This window comes from Phycisphaerales bacterium (genome assembly GCA_016699835.1).
Taxonomy (GTDB): Bacteria; Planctomycetota; Phycisphaerae; order Phycisphaerales; family UBA1924.
Map to the genome: position 1 here is coordinate 2,203,631 of CP064987.1, position 15,171 is coordinate 2,218,801.

A 15,171-nucleotide genomic window follows, 5' to 3' on the forward strand; every position below is an offset into this window, starting at 1 on the left:
GAAGGTCACAGGCGGGACGCCTCCCTCCCTGTGCCACGAGATTGGGTAGAAAGAAAGACACCCGTCTAGAGCGCGGCGTCACCTTGGGCCTTGGGACACCGCTCTGGAGAGCGGTGCCACCTGAAGCGGTGCCACCAAGAGAGGGCCGTCAGCGGAGGATTAGTGCTCGTCGTGGTGGGTGGGCTGGGCGTCGGCGTGGGTGGGGGTGTTGTGGGCGGGTTGGGTGGCGTTGCGGATAGTGGCGAAGGCCTCGATGAGCGGGGTTTGCCAGGGGTGCTCGCCGAGGAACTCGACCTTTCCTGTGGAGATGTCGCAGACGGCTCCGACGACCTTGACCTTGCCCTCGCGGACGAGTTCGACGGTGGCGGGGCTGGTCTGGAAGACATCGAAGATGCTCTGCCAGACGTTCTCGACGACGGCGGTGGGAGCGATGGTGTTGGGGTCTGTGGAGTTCATCGTGGCCTTGGCGCGATCGACGGCGGGGTGGATCTCGTTGAGGAGGGCGCCGATGTTGCCGGGGGCCGGGGAGTCGGAGCTGGCGAAGGTCTGGCAGGCGGCGGTGACGGCGCCGCACTTGGTGTGCCCCATGACGACGAGGAGCGGGGTGTGGAGGTGCTCGAGGCCGTACTCGATGGTGCCGGCTTCGGTGGCGGTGATGACGTTTCCGGCGACGCGGAGGACGAAGAGATCGCCGACGCCCTGATCGAAGATTCGCTCGACGGGGAGTCGTGAGTCGGCGCAGGTGAGGATGGTGACGCGCGGGTGCTGGCCATTGGCGGCGGTGTCGGCTCGGCGCTGGGTGGAGGAGTTGGGATTCTGGGTGTTGCCGTTGGCCCAGCGGGCGTTGCCCTCGGTGAGCCAGGCGAGGACCTGGTCGGGGGTTGTGGGCTCGGCGGTGTCGGTGGCGGCGTTCGTCGTCGTGTGCGCGTCGGCGGCTGGCGCGTGGGTGTTGTCGGTGGTGGGCTTGGTGTGGGTGGATTTGGTGGTAGTGGAGTGCGCGGGCGCGTGCTTGGGGGCGCTCTTGCTTGGGGTGGTGTGGCCTGGCTCGCCGGCGAGGAGGACGAGGGGCGTGGCAGCGGCGGCGGCGAGGAGGGCGATCGTTCGAGCGTTCATGCGGACTCTCCGGTTGGGGGTTGCGGGCGAGTGGCCCGTGGACCGGAGCATCGGCGAGGCGCGTGAGGGTGTTGAATGGAGGGGGGGAGGAGCGGGGTTATCGCTCGTTGGGATGTGGATTGTGCGGGAGGGACACGTGGGTTGGTGGGGGGTTGTGAGAGAAGGACACCGCGTAAAGCGAGCGGTGTCACACGAAACGGATCACCTAAAAGAGTCGATCGATGAGGGACATGACGATCTCGAAGGCGATGAGGAGGATAATGATCCACTCGAGGATTTCCATGCGTCGGACGGTGGCGCGGTCGGCGAGTTTCTGGTAGATGCTGTCGATGGTGGAGAGTTTGCGCAGGACACTCTGGTCCCACTCGGGGAGGTGGAATCGATTGGTGGCGAGGCGGTAGAGCCGGGCGAGGTGCTGGTCGCCGAGGAGTTTGAGAGCGTTGTTGACGCCCTCGAAGAGCATGGTGTTGTCGGCCTGGAGTTGGGCGACTCTGGCGATGGCGCGATCGTGGATGGCGAAGCGGCGCGAGCCCCTGGATTGGAGGAGGGTGTACGCGGTCTCGAGGGATTGATCGAGGCGGTCGTCGAGGAAGCGCATCTCGAGGAGTTCGACGTTGGCGAACTCGAGGGCGGCGGTGGCGTCGGCGGGGGTGGGGTCAAAGAGGATCGCGGCGTTGAAGTCGATGAGGGCGGCGTCGGTGGTGGAGTACGAGAGGCGCGAGGCGAGGGCGTCGTCGATCTCGTGCGTGGAGAGGGGCGTGCTCTCGGCGCGGAGGATGGCGGCGAGGGGAGCGCGGGCGGAGGCGAGGAAGTTGTCGAGGGTGCAGGAGGAGCCGTCGAGTGAGATGGAGGACTCTTCGATCTGGAAGATGGCGTAGTCCTCGACGATTGGGGCGATCGCGGGCTGACGGATCGCGGGGGCGAGAAGGGTCAGGAGTTCATCGAGTCGGGCGCGGGCGTCGGCGAGGATGGACTCGTTCTCGTAGAGGGACTCGCTGATGTGGAGGAGATCGGGGAGCGTGCCGAGGATGGGGAGGGAATAGGAGAGGGAGACGGCGCCGAAGTCGAAGATGGTGGCCTCGATGGCGTGGGCGGTGGAGGTGTTGGCGAGTGGGATGGGCGAGGCGGGTCGCGCGACGCGGAGTGGGGCGGGGTTGTAGGCGAAGTATCTCGGGCTTCGGCGGATGCGCTGGAGAACGCCCCGGCCTTCGGAGGAGGCGGCGTCCTTGGCGAGGAGGCGGTCGGCGGCGGCGAGATCGATGGAGAAGCCGACGTCGAAGGCGAGGAGGAGGATGGCCCGGCCTTTGGTGACGGTGAGCGTGGCGGAGGAGATTGAAAAATGCGGGAGGGTCATGCGGCGCTCGCGTTTCGGACGGAATCATGGTACCGTACGCGATGGCCGAGCGGGGATGTGTGTGCTCGTAGGTGTGTGGCGAAGGAGGTTGGCGATGAAGCGGCAACTGGCGTCGGTGGTGTTGGGCGTGACGGTGGCGGTGGGGACGTTGTCGAGCGTGATGGTGCTCGGCGGCTGCGAGGAGAAGATCACGCAGTCGAACGCGGACAAGGTGACGACGGGGATGACGCGCCAGCAGGTGGAGCGGATTTTGGGGAAGGGTGTTCGACAGGACATCGGAGGCGTGAGCATCGGGGCGAGCGGGCTGGCCGGGGGCGCGGGATCGTCGGGGAATCGCGAGGTGTACGAGTGGAAGAAGGGCGGGAAGGTGATCACGATCACGTTCCAGGATGACAAGGTGGTTGATAAGTTGACGCGGGGGTTGTAGATCGACCTGTTTGAGTGGTCGGTGTCGTGGGTGGTTCGAGTTGAGAGCGGCCATGTGTCGGTTGATTGGACTCAATCACCGATTGCGAGTTCGGTGACGACGTGTTCCACGCCTTCGACGACTCGGGCCATGCGTTGATAATCCAGAGTGTTGGGCATGTCGGCGAGCGTGTGGTAGTTCGGGTTTCGAAATGGTGCCGTCCCTGTCACCATCAATGCCTCATACCCGACCTTCCAGAACGCCCAGTGGTCGCTCCAGGCGACGCCTGGCACGAACCAGGGGAGGGCGGCCCCTTCGCTTGGGAACTCGGTCGATTCACGAAAGGTGCGCAAGGACCGCTTGAGGAGCCCTCGTCCCGAGTAGTTCCCCACGAACGCGATGAAATCGCCTCGATCCGGGTACATCATCCCTAGCGGCGGCGGGTACTGCTGCGAGCTCGCTTTGTCTGAGTAGTACCCGATCGACTCCAGGCTGATCATCGCCTTGATGTTGTCGCCGTTCTCCTTGCACGCCCGTGCGTACACCAGGCTTCCCATGTCCTCTGTCATGAACGATGGCGGCTCCTCGTTCACGAACAGCACGTAGCGCACGGTCCGCTCGTGTGGCGTGTTGGCTCCACGTCGCGCGAGTGCGAGCACCGCCGCCACTCCTGACGCGTTGTCGTCGGCGCCGGGCGCTCCCTGATACGAGTCGTAATGGGCGCCCACCACGATGATCTCATTCGCCCGGGTTGTGCCGGGGACGGTGACCTCGAGATTTGGGCACGCCGCCCCACGCTTCACGAACGAGTGCTCGTTGACCTCGTAGCCCGCGCGTTCCAGTGCATGCTTCAGCCACAACGCTGTCTCGGCGAATCGCCTCGGATAGAACGTGCTCCGCTGCCCGCCCTCGCTCGCGAGGTGCTCCACATCACGCTTCAGTAGCTCGCTGAGTTCACGCTGCTGCGCCGTCAACGCGGGCAACTCGCCCGTGTACGACCGTCCCGGCATGCGCAGCATCGCCAAGTACGAGTGCACCAGCCCGATCGCGCACACCACGCCGAAGACTGCCAGGCGTTTCAACGCCGCGCGAGTCACAAAGCGGAATTGTCGCTTCTTCTTTGGTGCTGAATCCATGACCGGCTCCTCATGCTAGTGTATACTAGCATATTCGGGAGCCCGGCGGCTGAGATCCATGGAATCTGCAGATCACGGCGACAGACGAGCCGGTTTCTCCACGCCACGCCGCTTCCACGCCCGCTGGCATCTGGTGCACACAACGCACCCATCGAACTGCGGCGTCGCATCCTCGGGCAGCGGCATGCCACACGAGTTGCACAACCCCAGCACATCCACCGGCACTCGGACAAGGGCGACGTGCACACCCACACGATGGACCACATGCAGCACGACAATCCCGATAGCCCCAACGACAACCAAGACGGCGGTATACTCGAACAACTCTGGCCGATCGACGCGCCGGATGAGCAGCGTGCTCACCACGATCCACGCGACGACGACCGCCGGCACCGCCCAGCGCAGAATGCTCATCCGCTTCTTGTGGGCGATCGCCTTCATCTCGTACCACACGCCGGGCCGAGGCACGCCATTGCCCAACCACCGCGGCGGCCATTGCCATTTGTGCTCCATCGGCACGCCGCGATCGTCGTCGAACAGATCGCTGGCATTTGAGCGGCTCGAGAGGCCCATGCCAAACATACCCGATAGTCGCTCGACGTTCTGATCGGCCCAGATGAATCGATCCCTGTGCCACGAGGCACCGCACTCCGGGCAGGTGCAGAACCCTTCGGCATCCTCGGCGATCGGATGAAGGTCATAGCCGCACGCGCCGCAGCGCCGATAGGCCGTCACCAACGACACCACCGGCGATTGGGTCTGTCGCTGCGTGTGCCTGCTCCAGTAGTATTGACCGATATCAACAAAGAAAGCCCACACGAGCAGTGCAAAGAGACCGCCTAGGGACACTTTGGTAATCGAGCCGCTCCACGCCCAGTACAGCATCCCCATACTGGCTATGACAATCACGACACCACTCATGATCCGGTTTCGACGCGCGTACGACTCCGAGAGATCGCTCGCGATCACAGAACCGCCCACAAAGGTAATGGGCCTGCCCCGATCATCGAGGAGTTCGGGCTCGCGTTGACGGCGAAAGAGCCGCATGACTCGCGGATCGTATGGCCGATACCGCGAGCATCCGTCGGCATGGCCGCTACTTGCTCTTCGCATCCCCCCGCGCGAAGATGCTCGCGACGTAGTTGAGGACGTCGGTCGCGCTCGTCTCGTTGTAGCCGAAGTTCTTGATGAGGCGCTGCTTCACGATGTCGATCTTCGCCTGGGTCTCGTCGTCCACGACGCTCGAGACCAGGTTCTTGAGTTTGATCGTGTCGCGCTGGTCCTCGAAGAGTTTCAGTTCCAGGGCCTTGTACAGGCGCGCGTTGGTGTTGTACTCGAACTTCTTCCCGTCGAGCGCCAGCGCGCCGATGTAGTTCATGATCTCCTGGCGGAAGTCGTCCTTGCGGCTCTCGGGGATGTCGATCTTCTCCTCGATCGCCCGCATCAGGCGCTCGTCGGGCTCCTCGTCGCGACCCGTGTACTTGTTCTTGACGCGTTCTTTCTGGGTGTAGGCCCGGACATTCTCGATGTAATTCGTGCACAGGCGCCGGATCGCGTCCTCGTCGGCGGAGATTGCCCTTTGGACCTCGCCCTTGATGATGTCCTCGTACTCCTCTTTCACGACGGCGAGCAGTTCACGGTACCGCTTGCGTGTGTTCTCGTCGCTGATGAGCGAGTGGTGGCTGAGGCCATTCTCGATCTCGTTGAGAACCATGAAGGGGTTGATGCTCCGCTCATCGACGGCCTGGCGGCTGACGAGGGCGTTGGAAATCTTGTCCTGGATGTACCGCGGGCTGATGCCGTTCATCCCCTCGCGCGTGGCCTCTTCCTTGAGTTCCTTGACCGAGTCCTCGGTGAACCCCGGGAGGCTCTTGCCGTTGTACAACTTGAGTTTCTGGAGGAGCGTCAGGCCGGCCTTCTTCGGTTCGTCGAGGCGCGTGAGCACGGCCCACATCGCGGCGACCTCGAGCGTGTGCGGGGCGATGTGGATGTTCTTGATGCGCTCGGGGCCAAAGTCGCGGGCGTAGATCCGGATCTCGTCGTCGAGGCGGATGTTGTACGGCACATCGATCTTGATCGTGCGGTCGCGGAAGGCCTCCATCATCTCGTTGGACTGGAGGCGCTTGTACTCGGGCTCGTTGGTGTGCCCGAGGATGACCTCGTCGATGTGGGTCTGGGCGAACTTCTTGGGCTTGATGGAGTGCTCCTGGCTGGCGCCGAGGAGGTCGTAGAGGAAGGCGACGTCGAGTTTGAGAACCTCGATGAACTCGCAGACGCCGCGGTTGGCGATGTTGAGTTCGCCATCGAAGTTGAAGGCGCGGGGGTCGGAGTCGCTGCCGAACATGGCGATCTTGCGATAGTTGATGTCGCCGGTGAGTTCGGTGGAGTCCTGGTTCTTCTCGTCCTTGGGCTGGAAGGTGCCGATGCCGACGCGGTCCTTCTCGCTGAGGACGATGCGGCGGACCTTGACGTGGTCCATGACCTTGCGCCAGTCGCCGTCGTAGAACTGCATGAGATCCTCGAAGATCTTTCGGCAGAAGGGGTCGGGCTCGCCATCGACGCGGAGGCGCCCGTGGTGGTACTTGGGCTTGTACGTGGCGTTGAGGCTGGCGAGAACATCGGCGCGGGCCTCACGCGGGATGAGGACGAGGGGTTCCTCGTGCATGGGGCAGCGATACTCGTGGGAGCGGTCGGCCTCGCGCGAGGAGGAGCCGGCCTGGACGACCTCGCAGTTCTCGCCCAGCATCCAGGAGAAGGAGTAGAGCGCGCCCTCGGGCGTGCGTGAGTAGGACTCGATGCCCTTTTTCAGGAGGCGGGCGATGGTGCTCTTGCTGCTGCCGACGGGACCGTGGAGGAGGAGGATTCGCTTGTCGGTGCCATAGCCCTCGGCGGCGGAGCGGAGGACATCGACGAGTTGCATGAGGGCGAAGTCGAGGCCATAGATCGCGTCGGCGCCCTGGCCGAAGGGGTCGGAGAAGAAGTGGTAGCGGACGCAGTCCTTTTTGAAGAGGCGGTACTTCTCGTGGCCCTGGGCCATGACGGCGTCATAGAGGCGCTGGTAGGCGTTGCGGAGGACGGAGGGGTCGTTGGCGCAGAGATCGAGGTAATCCCAGAAGGTGCCGGCCCAGTGGTGTTCCTGGAATCGCTTGCGATCGAGGCGTTCCTCGACGGCGCGGACGAGATCACTGCCCCCGTGGAGAGGCGTGGTGTGGTCGTTGTTTCCTCTGCCGGCGGTGGACATGCTTCGGCCCTCCCTGAACATGATCGACGGCGGGCCACGGCTGGAGACCGTGGCGCACTCGAGAAGCCCCAGGCCGAGAAGATGTATCGACCGGGCGGGCGCCGAACGCCAGCCTTGGCGGGGCGAATGTGTCCAGGGAGTTATACGTCCGAGAGAAGTGGTCGGATCGCGCCGGGGTCGCGGGTTGGTGTGGGGTGATGGATGGGGATAGAGGGCGTGGGACGCGTGGAGGGTGAAGCGATGGTGTTGGAGCGGTGATGGTCGGGCGGTGGAACGCCGCTGCGGAGAGCGGTCCCAGCGGGAGGGATTAGTCGTTTGAATCGGCGAGGGATTTGCTGAGGATGGCGCTCTTGTAGTTGGTGTAGGGCCACTGCCAGAGTTCGATGAAGCGGTAGCCACGCTTCATGTAGAAGCGCATGAGGTTGGAGTCGGGCTCGGCCATGCTGAGGGCGAGTTCCTTGGCGCCGCATTGGCTGGCGCGGAGTTCGACGGTGCCCAGGAGCATCTGGCCTATGCCATGGCCCTGGTAGTGGGGGTCGACGCCGAACTGGGAGAAGGAATCGACCCAGTTGTTGGCGAACCAGGGTGGGCCTTTGGCGTCCTCGATCTCGTGGAAGAGGATGGTGCCGACGAAGTGCTCGACGGGGCCTTGATCGGTGTCTTCGGTGAGCGTGGCGAGGTAGCACTCGCCCGAGGCGCATCGGCGCGCGGTGGTCTCGTCGTCCTGGCGGCCTGCGAGGGGGCGGAGGCCCATGGCGACTTGGGCGGCGTAGGCGTGGTGGAGGAGGCGCGTGACCTTGGGGATGGAGTCGTGGTCGGTGAGCCGGCGGACAGCGACAACGGGGCGGACGCGCTCGGCGGAATCGGTGTGGGCGAGGCCGGTCTTGACCTGCTTGGGCGAGAGCATGGGAGAGGAGTGTAGTGGGGCGGCAAGGCAATTGAGGACAATGTGCGGAGTGTGTATTGCGAGAAGTTGGTCGGAGAGGGAGGCACAGGCGGGACGCTTGTGCCACGAGCGTTGGTAGGATGTGTCATGCGTGATCGGGCGAGGCAGCGGGCGAGCGAGGTCGGGGCGCGGCTGCGCGGCGAGGCGGCGGGGCCTGTGGTCCGGCCGGCGTCGTCGGGGTCGGTGAGGGTGCGCGTGCGGTATTGCGAGTGCGACCCGATGAACGTGGCGCACCACGCGGCGTATGTGGCGTGGCTGGAGATGGCGCGGACGGAACTCCTGCGCGGGAGCGGCGTGAGTTACGCGGCCTTGGAGCATGCGGGGGTGTTCCTGGTCGTCACGAAACTGGAGGTTCGGTATCGCCGCCCGGTGATGTACGACGACGTGGTGGAGGTGCGATCCAGGGTGCTCAAGAGCGGGATGGCGAAGTTGCAGCACTCGTATGAGGTCGTGGTGGTGGAGCGCGACGCGGCGCTGGGCGGCATGCCGACGGACACAATCGCGGCTACGGCGGAGACGACGCTGGCGTGTGTGGATTCGAAGGGCGTGGTGAGCGCGATGCCGGAGTGGTTGAGGGGCGGGGCGGACGCGGGGAGTGGGGGGGTGGGGGGGGGTGGGGTGTGACGACGGAGCCTGTGGGAGAGCGCCCGCCGGAGTTGCCGGAGGTTGTGCGCGCCGGCGGGCGTGCGCCGTATGAGGGGCTGGAGCCACGACAGGCGATCTGCGAGAAGTGCGACTATCAGTTCGGCGGGGTGACGGTGCGGAACAACGCGCTCAAGTGTCCCGAGTGCGGGCACGAGACGCGGCTGATGTTCCCGAAGATCGATCGCCCGGCCGCGTACGCCGATCCGGTGGCCGCGATGTGGCGGATTGTGATCGCGTTTGGTGTGGTGGCGCTGGCGTTGATCGTAGTGTGGGTGTTAATGAAGTAGTGGCGGTGCTACTCCAGCAGCGCGACGGCCTGATCGACATTCTTGATGGCGTGGAGCGTGACGCCGGGGATCGGCTCGACGCCCTTGGGGGCGATGATGTTCTTGAAACCCAGTCGCAGGGCCTCGCGGAGGCGCGCCTCGGCGTGGGGGACGGGGCGGATCTCGCCGCCGAGGCCGACCTCGCCGAAGACGGCGGTGGCCTTGGGGAGGGCTTTTTTGTAGTGTGAACCGGCGATGGCGAGGAGAAGGGCGAGGTCGGCGGCGGGCTCGATGACGCGCAGGCCGCCGACGCTGCTGGCGAAGATGTCGCGGTCTGCGAGGCGAAGGCCGGCGTGCTGCTCGAGGACGGCGATGAGCATCGCGAGGCGATTGGGATCGAGGCCCGAGCACTTGCGCTTGGCGGCGCCGAGGAATCCCGTCGCGGTGAGCGCCTGGACCTCGACGAGCACGCAGCGACTTCCCGTCATCGCGGGCGAGACGACCGAGCCGGGGCGTGGCGTGTCGCTGGCGGCGAGGACGCGGCCAGCGGCACCCTCGGGGAGTTCGCGCAGGCCCGTGGAGGACATCTCGAAGAGGCCGACCTCGAGCGTCGTGCCGAAGCGATTCTTCAGGCAGCGGACGACGCGATGGGCGTGGTATCGATCGCCCTCGAAGGAGACGACGGCATCGACGAGATGCTCGAGCAGTCGCGGGCCGGCGAGCGTGCCGTCTTTGGTGACGTGCCCGACGAGGACGACGGCGATGCCCGAGGCCTTGGCGAGGTAGGCGAGTTCGGCGGCGCACCGTCGGAGTTGGGAGACGCTGCCCGGGGCCGCGGGGAGGTCGGCCTTGTAGACCATCTGGATGGAGTCGATGACGACGACGCGGGGCTTGGCTTTGCGGACCTGCTCGACGATGCGGGCGAGGTTGGTGTCGGCGAGGACGAGGACGCCTGGGTTAGCCTTCGACGAGAAGCGTGCGGCACGCAAGGAGACCTGCTCGGCGGATTCCTCGCTGGAGACGTAGAGCGTGGTATGCCCGGCGCGTCCCCAGGCGGCGGCGGCCTGGAGGAGGAGTGTGGACTTTCCGATGCCCGGCTCGCCTCCGACGAGGACGATCGAGGCGGGGACGAGGCCGCCACCGAGGACGCGATCGAGTTCGGCGATGGACGAGTTGAGTCGCGGGGCGTTGGTTGTTGCCGAGGCGAGATCGTCGAGGGGTTTGGCGGGATTGGTGCTCGCGTCGGGTGTGGCGCCGTCGTTGAGATCGGCCCAGGCCTCGACGAGTCCACGCTGCGGGTCTTTGGCGGCACTGTCGTCGAGGGTCTGCTCTTCGAGCGAGTCCCATGTGCCGCAGTCGGGGCATTTGCCGAGCCAGCGGCTCTGGACGGAGCCGCAGGCGTAGCAGGCGAAGACTTTGCGCCGTTTGGCCATGACGGAGCGTAGCCGTGGGGTGCATCTATGGGGGTGCTTCTATGATCGATGAAGGGGCTTGACCGCGTGGATCAGACACCCACACCAGAACCATCTTCGACACCTGAGGGCGTGACGCCCGCGGAACCATCGCACAAGGCGAAGCGGGCGCCATTGCCGTGGTGGCGCCGATGGGGCCGGCGGCTGCTGGCGGTCGTGATCGTGCTCGGGATTGGTTTTCTGGTGTTGACGCGCACGGCGGTGCCTCGTTGGATCGTGTGCTCGGCGATCGGCTCGACGCTGAACGCGGACGTATCGGCGGGAAGCGTGGACATCCTGTCGAACGGTCGCGTGGTGATCCGCGACGCAAGCGTTCGCGCGCGGAACGTCGCCGGCGAGGCCGGGCAGATCGTGAGCATCGGGGGGATCGAGGCGCGCCCGGTGTGGGGGGCGCTCTTGAGAGGGGATCTTCGGTTTCGATCGGTGGAGATCGACGACCCGGTGATCCGGATCAGCCAGAACGTGGCGAGCGGCGAGGTGAACGTGTCGGGGCTGACGGTCCCCGAGTCGAAGCCGAGTTCGTCGATGGGAGCGGCCCCGGTGGTGGTGGTGCGGCGGGGGGTGATCCAACTCGGAGAGCACACGGCAGATGGGGTCTTCACACCGCTGCGGTCGCTGGATGTCGCGGGGAGCGTGGAGCGTGAGCCAGGGAAGCGCGGCGAGTCGACGATCAAGTTCACGCAGATCAATCCGGTGACGGGCGTCCCCGAGGGTGTGGAGATCATCGGTCGCGCCGATCGCACGGGGCTGGAACTGGCGCTCAAGGGGTTGACGCTGGAACAGTGGCCTGCGGAGTCGGTGCCGTCGTTCGTGCGCGGCGTGTACCGCGATCTGGCGCTCAAGGGCGCGATCGGCGACACGACGTTCCGCTACACGCCCGACGGGAAGACCGAGGCTCGTGTGGAACTGTTGGGCGTGGGGATGACGCTCCCGATCGAGACGCAACCGGGCGAGGACGAGGCGGGGAATCCGATCCCGCTGCCGCCGCACCAGATCGGGAAGAAGTTGCGGATGGAGGATGTCCGCGGGGCGCTGATCCTGGGTAACACGGGTGTCCGCGGGAGTTTCGTGGGGAAGTTGGAGGAACTGCCCTACGAGATCGAACTGGAGTATGAGGGAACGTCGACGATCTCGCCGTTTGCTGTTCGGCTTGTGAGCCGGAACTTCGAGTTGACGCGGAACCCGCAGATCCTGCGGTTCGCGCCGGCGCTCGTGCAGCGGCGGATGGACCAGTTCATGAACCCCACGGGAATTGTGGACGCGGAGGTGATCGTCACGCGGGGGGACCCTGTGGAGGGCAAGCCTGGGCGGATCGACGTCGAGGGGAGCGTCGAGATGCGTGACGGGTCGGCGGCGTTCGAGCGCTTCCCGTACGTCTTCGATCAACTCCACGGCCGCTGGGAGTTCGACGACAGCGAGATCCGGATCGTGAACATCGAGGGTGTGGCGCCGAGCGGAGCGACGATCAAGGCAAGCGGAAGCATTGCGCCGCCGACGAGCGACGCGGAGGTGCTGATCAAGATCGCGGTGCGGAGCCTGCCGATGGACGACGAGACGAAGCGGGCGATGGGATCGAAGTCGGCGATCATCGACGCGCTCTTCAACGAGGACCGGGCGGCGTCGCTGCGGTCGATGAAGCGGATCACGACGGCGGAGATCCGAGATCGGGCGCTGGAGCGGCTTCGTGCGATCGACTCGGGAGCGCCGCTCACGGATCCGGGAGAACGGGTGCGCCTGCATGCCGACGCGACGGCGCCGATCTTCAGTGTGGGCGGCACGGCGGACGTGGATGTGCGCATCACGAGGTCGTATGGCGAGACGAGCACGTGGGACGACCGGTTCGACATCACCGTGGACGACGCGGGCCTGTTACCCAATGCCTTCCCGTATCCGCTGGTGGCGGACTCGCTGGTCATCACGAAGATCAACGACCTGGCGACGGTGAAGGAATGCCGGTTGAAGTCGGTGTTGGGGGGCGAGGCGCTGCTGAGCGCGCGGATCGACTTGGAGTCGCTGGCGGCGGACCCGGATGGGTTCGTGCCGGAGATCAAGGTGCAGGCAAAGGATGTGGTGATCGATCCGATGCTGGTGGCGGCGGTGCCGGACGTGGAGGCGGAAGTGCCGCCGAAGTTCCTGCTGCAGATGTTGTCGCCCCGGGGCGTGATCGATGAAGCGTCGGTATCGATCTTTGATCGGACGGAGAAGACTGGAAAAGAGCGACTGGGCTACGACATGCGGTTCCAGGTCTCGGACCTGTCGATGCTGCCGACGCCGATCGTGGGGGAGACCTTGGAGCCGCGCGTGGGTGGGCGGAGTTTCCAGGGATCGATCGCGGTGACCAACGATCGCGTGATCGTGGATGTGGCCGGGGAGGTGTGCCCGCCGACGCTGGTAGTGGAGGGCGGCGACGAGGAGACGGGCGTCTCGCCGGTGGTGGCATACGCCGAGTTGGGGTTCAAGGACTCGAAGATGGCGACGCTCGAGTCGCGCGTGGTCTCGGAGCGCGCGGACGTGTCGCTGCTTGTCGAGGATTTGGTACGGCCGATGTCCACGAAGGCGGCAGAGGCGATCGAGAGACTCCGCGAGGAGTATCAGCCGACAGGCAAGGCGGGGATCCGAGTGACGATGGAAGGCTCGGCCGGCGCTGGGGGGGCGGGGGAAGGAGCGGGCGATGGGGAATCTGGCGCTCGAGAGCCTGGCGAGATGGTCGTGCGGACACGGGTTGCGGCCACGGACCTCAACGGCGAGGTGACGCTGGCGGATGGTCGTGTGCGCATCTTTGAGTCGCGGGGCGAGGCCGAGGTCCACCCCGAGACGGAGTTGAACCCGACGACATTCGAGTTCAGAGAGTTTGGGGCGCGTGTCGCGACCGACGACGAGTCCTACGCGGAGTTGGGGGCGAGCGGGCGCGTGACATTGGACATGAGCAGCCCGCTCAACGACCTCACGCTGACGATCCACTCGGCGCGGTTCGAGTCGCCATTAGTCCGGCGGGCGGCGCTGGACTTTGGGGGCAAGGCCAAGGAGTGGTACGAGTCGCTGAAGCCGACGGGAGAGTTCGATCTGGAGATCCGCGTGGCGCAGAATCCGAATGCCGCGCCCTCAACGGATCCGTTCGCGGCCGCCCGGGAGAAGCCGTCGGAGGTCTCGGGGACATTCTGGCCTCACTCGATCGAGGTGGACACGGGGCTTGCGGATGGCGCGCGGGTGAAGATCGGGACGGTGGAAGGTGAGTTCGAGTTCTCGCCGGGGACGGGGCGCGTGCGGAACTTCGCGGCGATCTCGGAGGCGTGGTCGGTGCGTGGCGAAGGGTCGTGGCTCTCGCGCGAGAGCGGTGAGGTGGCGACGGAGGCGAGATTCTCGATGGAGTCTCGCGGCCTGCCGGTGGATCTGCGGTCGATGCTCCCGCCGGCGTTGACGGATGTCATGGACTCGCTGGCGGTGTCGTGCGCTGGGAACGTGCGAGTGGAAGATGGACAGGTGTCGGTGACGACGCCGGGGCGCGACGATGGCGAGAACGACGGTGACGGTGGGATCGCGGTGGCGTCGTCGGGTTTGGTGGTGTTCGAGGGGGCGAGCGCGGATGTTGGCGTGGGCGTGACCGACGCGAGCGCGGCCATCCGCTACACATTCTCCAAGAAGGGAGAAGAGGGTGTGCCCGCGGACTTTGATCTGAAAATCCTCGCGGATCGTGCACGCCTCATGGGCGTGTGGGCGGAGAACGTGCGCGTGCGCGTGGCGAGCGGGCCAGGGGATCGGATCATCGTGCCGCTGATTTCCGCGGATTGCCACGGCGGTCGCGTGGGAGGCGGAGTGACGATCGACGCGCCGGGGCCTGGTGGAGCGCGGGCGTACTCCGCGGATCTGCGCATTTCGGACGTGCGGCTGGCGTCGGTGCTGGAGAACTTCAAGACCAAGAACGAGGCGCCGGTCGCGGCGGCGGAGTCGGCGTCGCCGGATGAGAGCCGCGGGCGTGTGGACGGGAACATCACCCTCGGCGGCACGCTGGGCGAGCCTTCGACCAAGCGCGGGCGCGGAATCGTGACCGTGGGCGGAGCGCAGATCGTGAACATCCCGGTGCTGGTCGCGATGATCCGATTGACGAACCTGGAACTGCCGTTTTCGGAGCGGTTGGACTATGGGCGCGGCGTGTTCTATCTCGAGGGCGACCGGATCAACATCGAGCGCGCGACGTTCTCGTCGCGGACGGTGGACTTCTTCGGCTATGGGACGGCGGATCTCCCCGACCTGGCGCTTAATCTTCGATTCCGCGCGCGCAACAGGACTCGGATCCCAGTGATCTCGACGATCCTCGAGGGGATCCGCAGCGAGTTGTTCACGGCGTCGGTCAAGGGAACGGCGTCGAACCCGGAGGTCTCGCTCGTGACGTTCGCAGGAACCTCGCGCGTGGTGTCGAAGGCGATGGGGACGAGGTCGGAACAGGACCAGCGGCTGGATCGAATCGAGAGTGAGATCGACGAGGCGGATCGGGGGCGTGATTCCTCGCGTCGGACGACGCCGGTGGATCGTGTGCCTTGAGGGCGTGACGCCGCCCAGACACCGGACAAAGCACGACTTTTCATCGGGCGTGG

At 65.6% G+C, this 15,171-nt stretch carries 11 protein-coding genes; 4 read left to right on the forward strand and 7 right to left on the reverse strand.

Translation table 11 applies throughout. The annotated features are described in order from the left end of the window. Positions 1-159: 159 nt before the first annotated feature. Positions 160-1,113, reverse strand: a complete 954-nt coding sequence (locus tag IPK69_09140; protein QQS08159.1) for a carbonic anhydrase — start codon at positions 1,111-1,113, stop codon at positions 160-162. A 205-nt stretch (positions 1,114-1,318) separates the two neighbouring features. Beyond that, complete coding sequence (locus IPK69_09145; GenBank protein ID QQS08160.1) at positions 1,319-2,467, reverse strand: hypothetical protein; 1,149 nt, start codon at positions 2,465-2,467, stop codon at positions 1,319-1,321. A 94-nt stretch (positions 2,468-2,561) separates the two neighbouring features. On the opposite strand from IPK69_09145, the gene bamE reads away from it, so the two are divergent. Continuing rightward, positions 2,562-2,894, forward strand: coding sequence for an outer membrane protein assembly factor BamE (bamE, locus tag IPK69_09150; protein QQS08161.1), 333 nt, complete (start codon positions 2,562-2,564; stop codon positions 2,892-2,894). Between the two features lie 71 nt (positions 2,895-2,965). Here bamE and IPK69_09155 read toward each other — a convergent pair whose 3' ends face one another. The 4 genes from IPK69_09155 to IPK69_09170 form a co-directional block, all read right to left on the reverse strand. Then, positions 2,966-3,892, reverse strand: a complete 927-nt coding sequence (locus tag IPK69_09155) for a M28 family peptidase (protein ID QQS10458.1) — start codon at positions 3,890-3,892, stop codon at positions 2,966-2,968. 189 nt (positions 3,893-4,081) lie between these two features. Continuing rightward, on the reverse strand, positions 4,082-5,056 hold the full coding sequence (locus IPK69_09160; protein ID QQS08162.1) for a hypothetical protein: 975 nt from the start codon (positions 5,054-5,056) through the stop codon (positions 4,082-4,084). 49 nt (positions 5,057-5,105) lie between these two features. Further along, positions 5,106-7,250: a serine protein kinase gene (locus IPK69_09165; protein ID QQS08163.1), complete on the reverse strand. Its 2,145-nt coding sequence runs from the start codon at positions 7,248-7,250 to the stop codon at positions 5,106-5,108. A gap of 307 nt (positions 7,251-7,557) precedes the next feature. Further along, positions 7,558-8,157, reverse strand: a complete 600-nt coding sequence (locus IPK69_09170) for a GNAT family N-acetyltransferase (GenBank protein QQS08164.1) — start codon at positions 8,155-8,157, stop codon at positions 7,558-7,560. Positions 8,158-8,283: 126 nt separating this feature from the next. Here IPK69_09170 and IPK69_09175 point away from each other — a divergent pair, with 126 nt between their 5' ends. Both IPK69_09175 and IPK69_09180 read left to right on the forward strand, forming a co-directional pair. Then, complete coding sequence (locus IPK69_09175) at positions 8,284-8,820, forward strand: acyl-CoA thioesterase (GenBank protein QQS08165.1); 537 nt, start codon at positions 8,284-8,286, stop codon at positions 8,818-8,820. An 11-nt stretch (positions 8,821-8,831) separates the two neighbouring features. Beyond that, complete coding sequence (locus IPK69_09180) at positions 8,832-9,128, forward strand: hypothetical protein (GenBank protein QQS08166.1); 297 nt, start codon at positions 8,832-8,834, stop codon at positions 9,126-9,128. 8 nt (positions 9,129-9,136) lie between these two features. Here IPK69_09180 and radA read toward each other — a convergent pair whose 3' ends face one another. Next, a complete protein-coding gene (gene radA, locus IPK69_09185) occupies positions 9,137-10,540 on the reverse strand; it encodes a DNA repair protein RadA (GenBank protein ID QQS08167.1) in 1,404 nt (467 codons plus the stop codon). A 48-nt stretch (positions 10,541-10,588) separates the two neighbouring features. On the opposite strand from radA, the gene IPK69_09190 reads away from it, so the two are divergent. After that, positions 10,589-15,118: a hypothetical protein gene (locus tag IPK69_09190; protein ID QQS08168.1), complete on the forward strand. Its 4,530-nt coding sequence runs from the start codon at positions 10,589-10,591 to the stop codon at positions 15,116-15,118. The last annotated feature ends 53 nt before the right edge of the window (positions 15,119-15,171 follow it).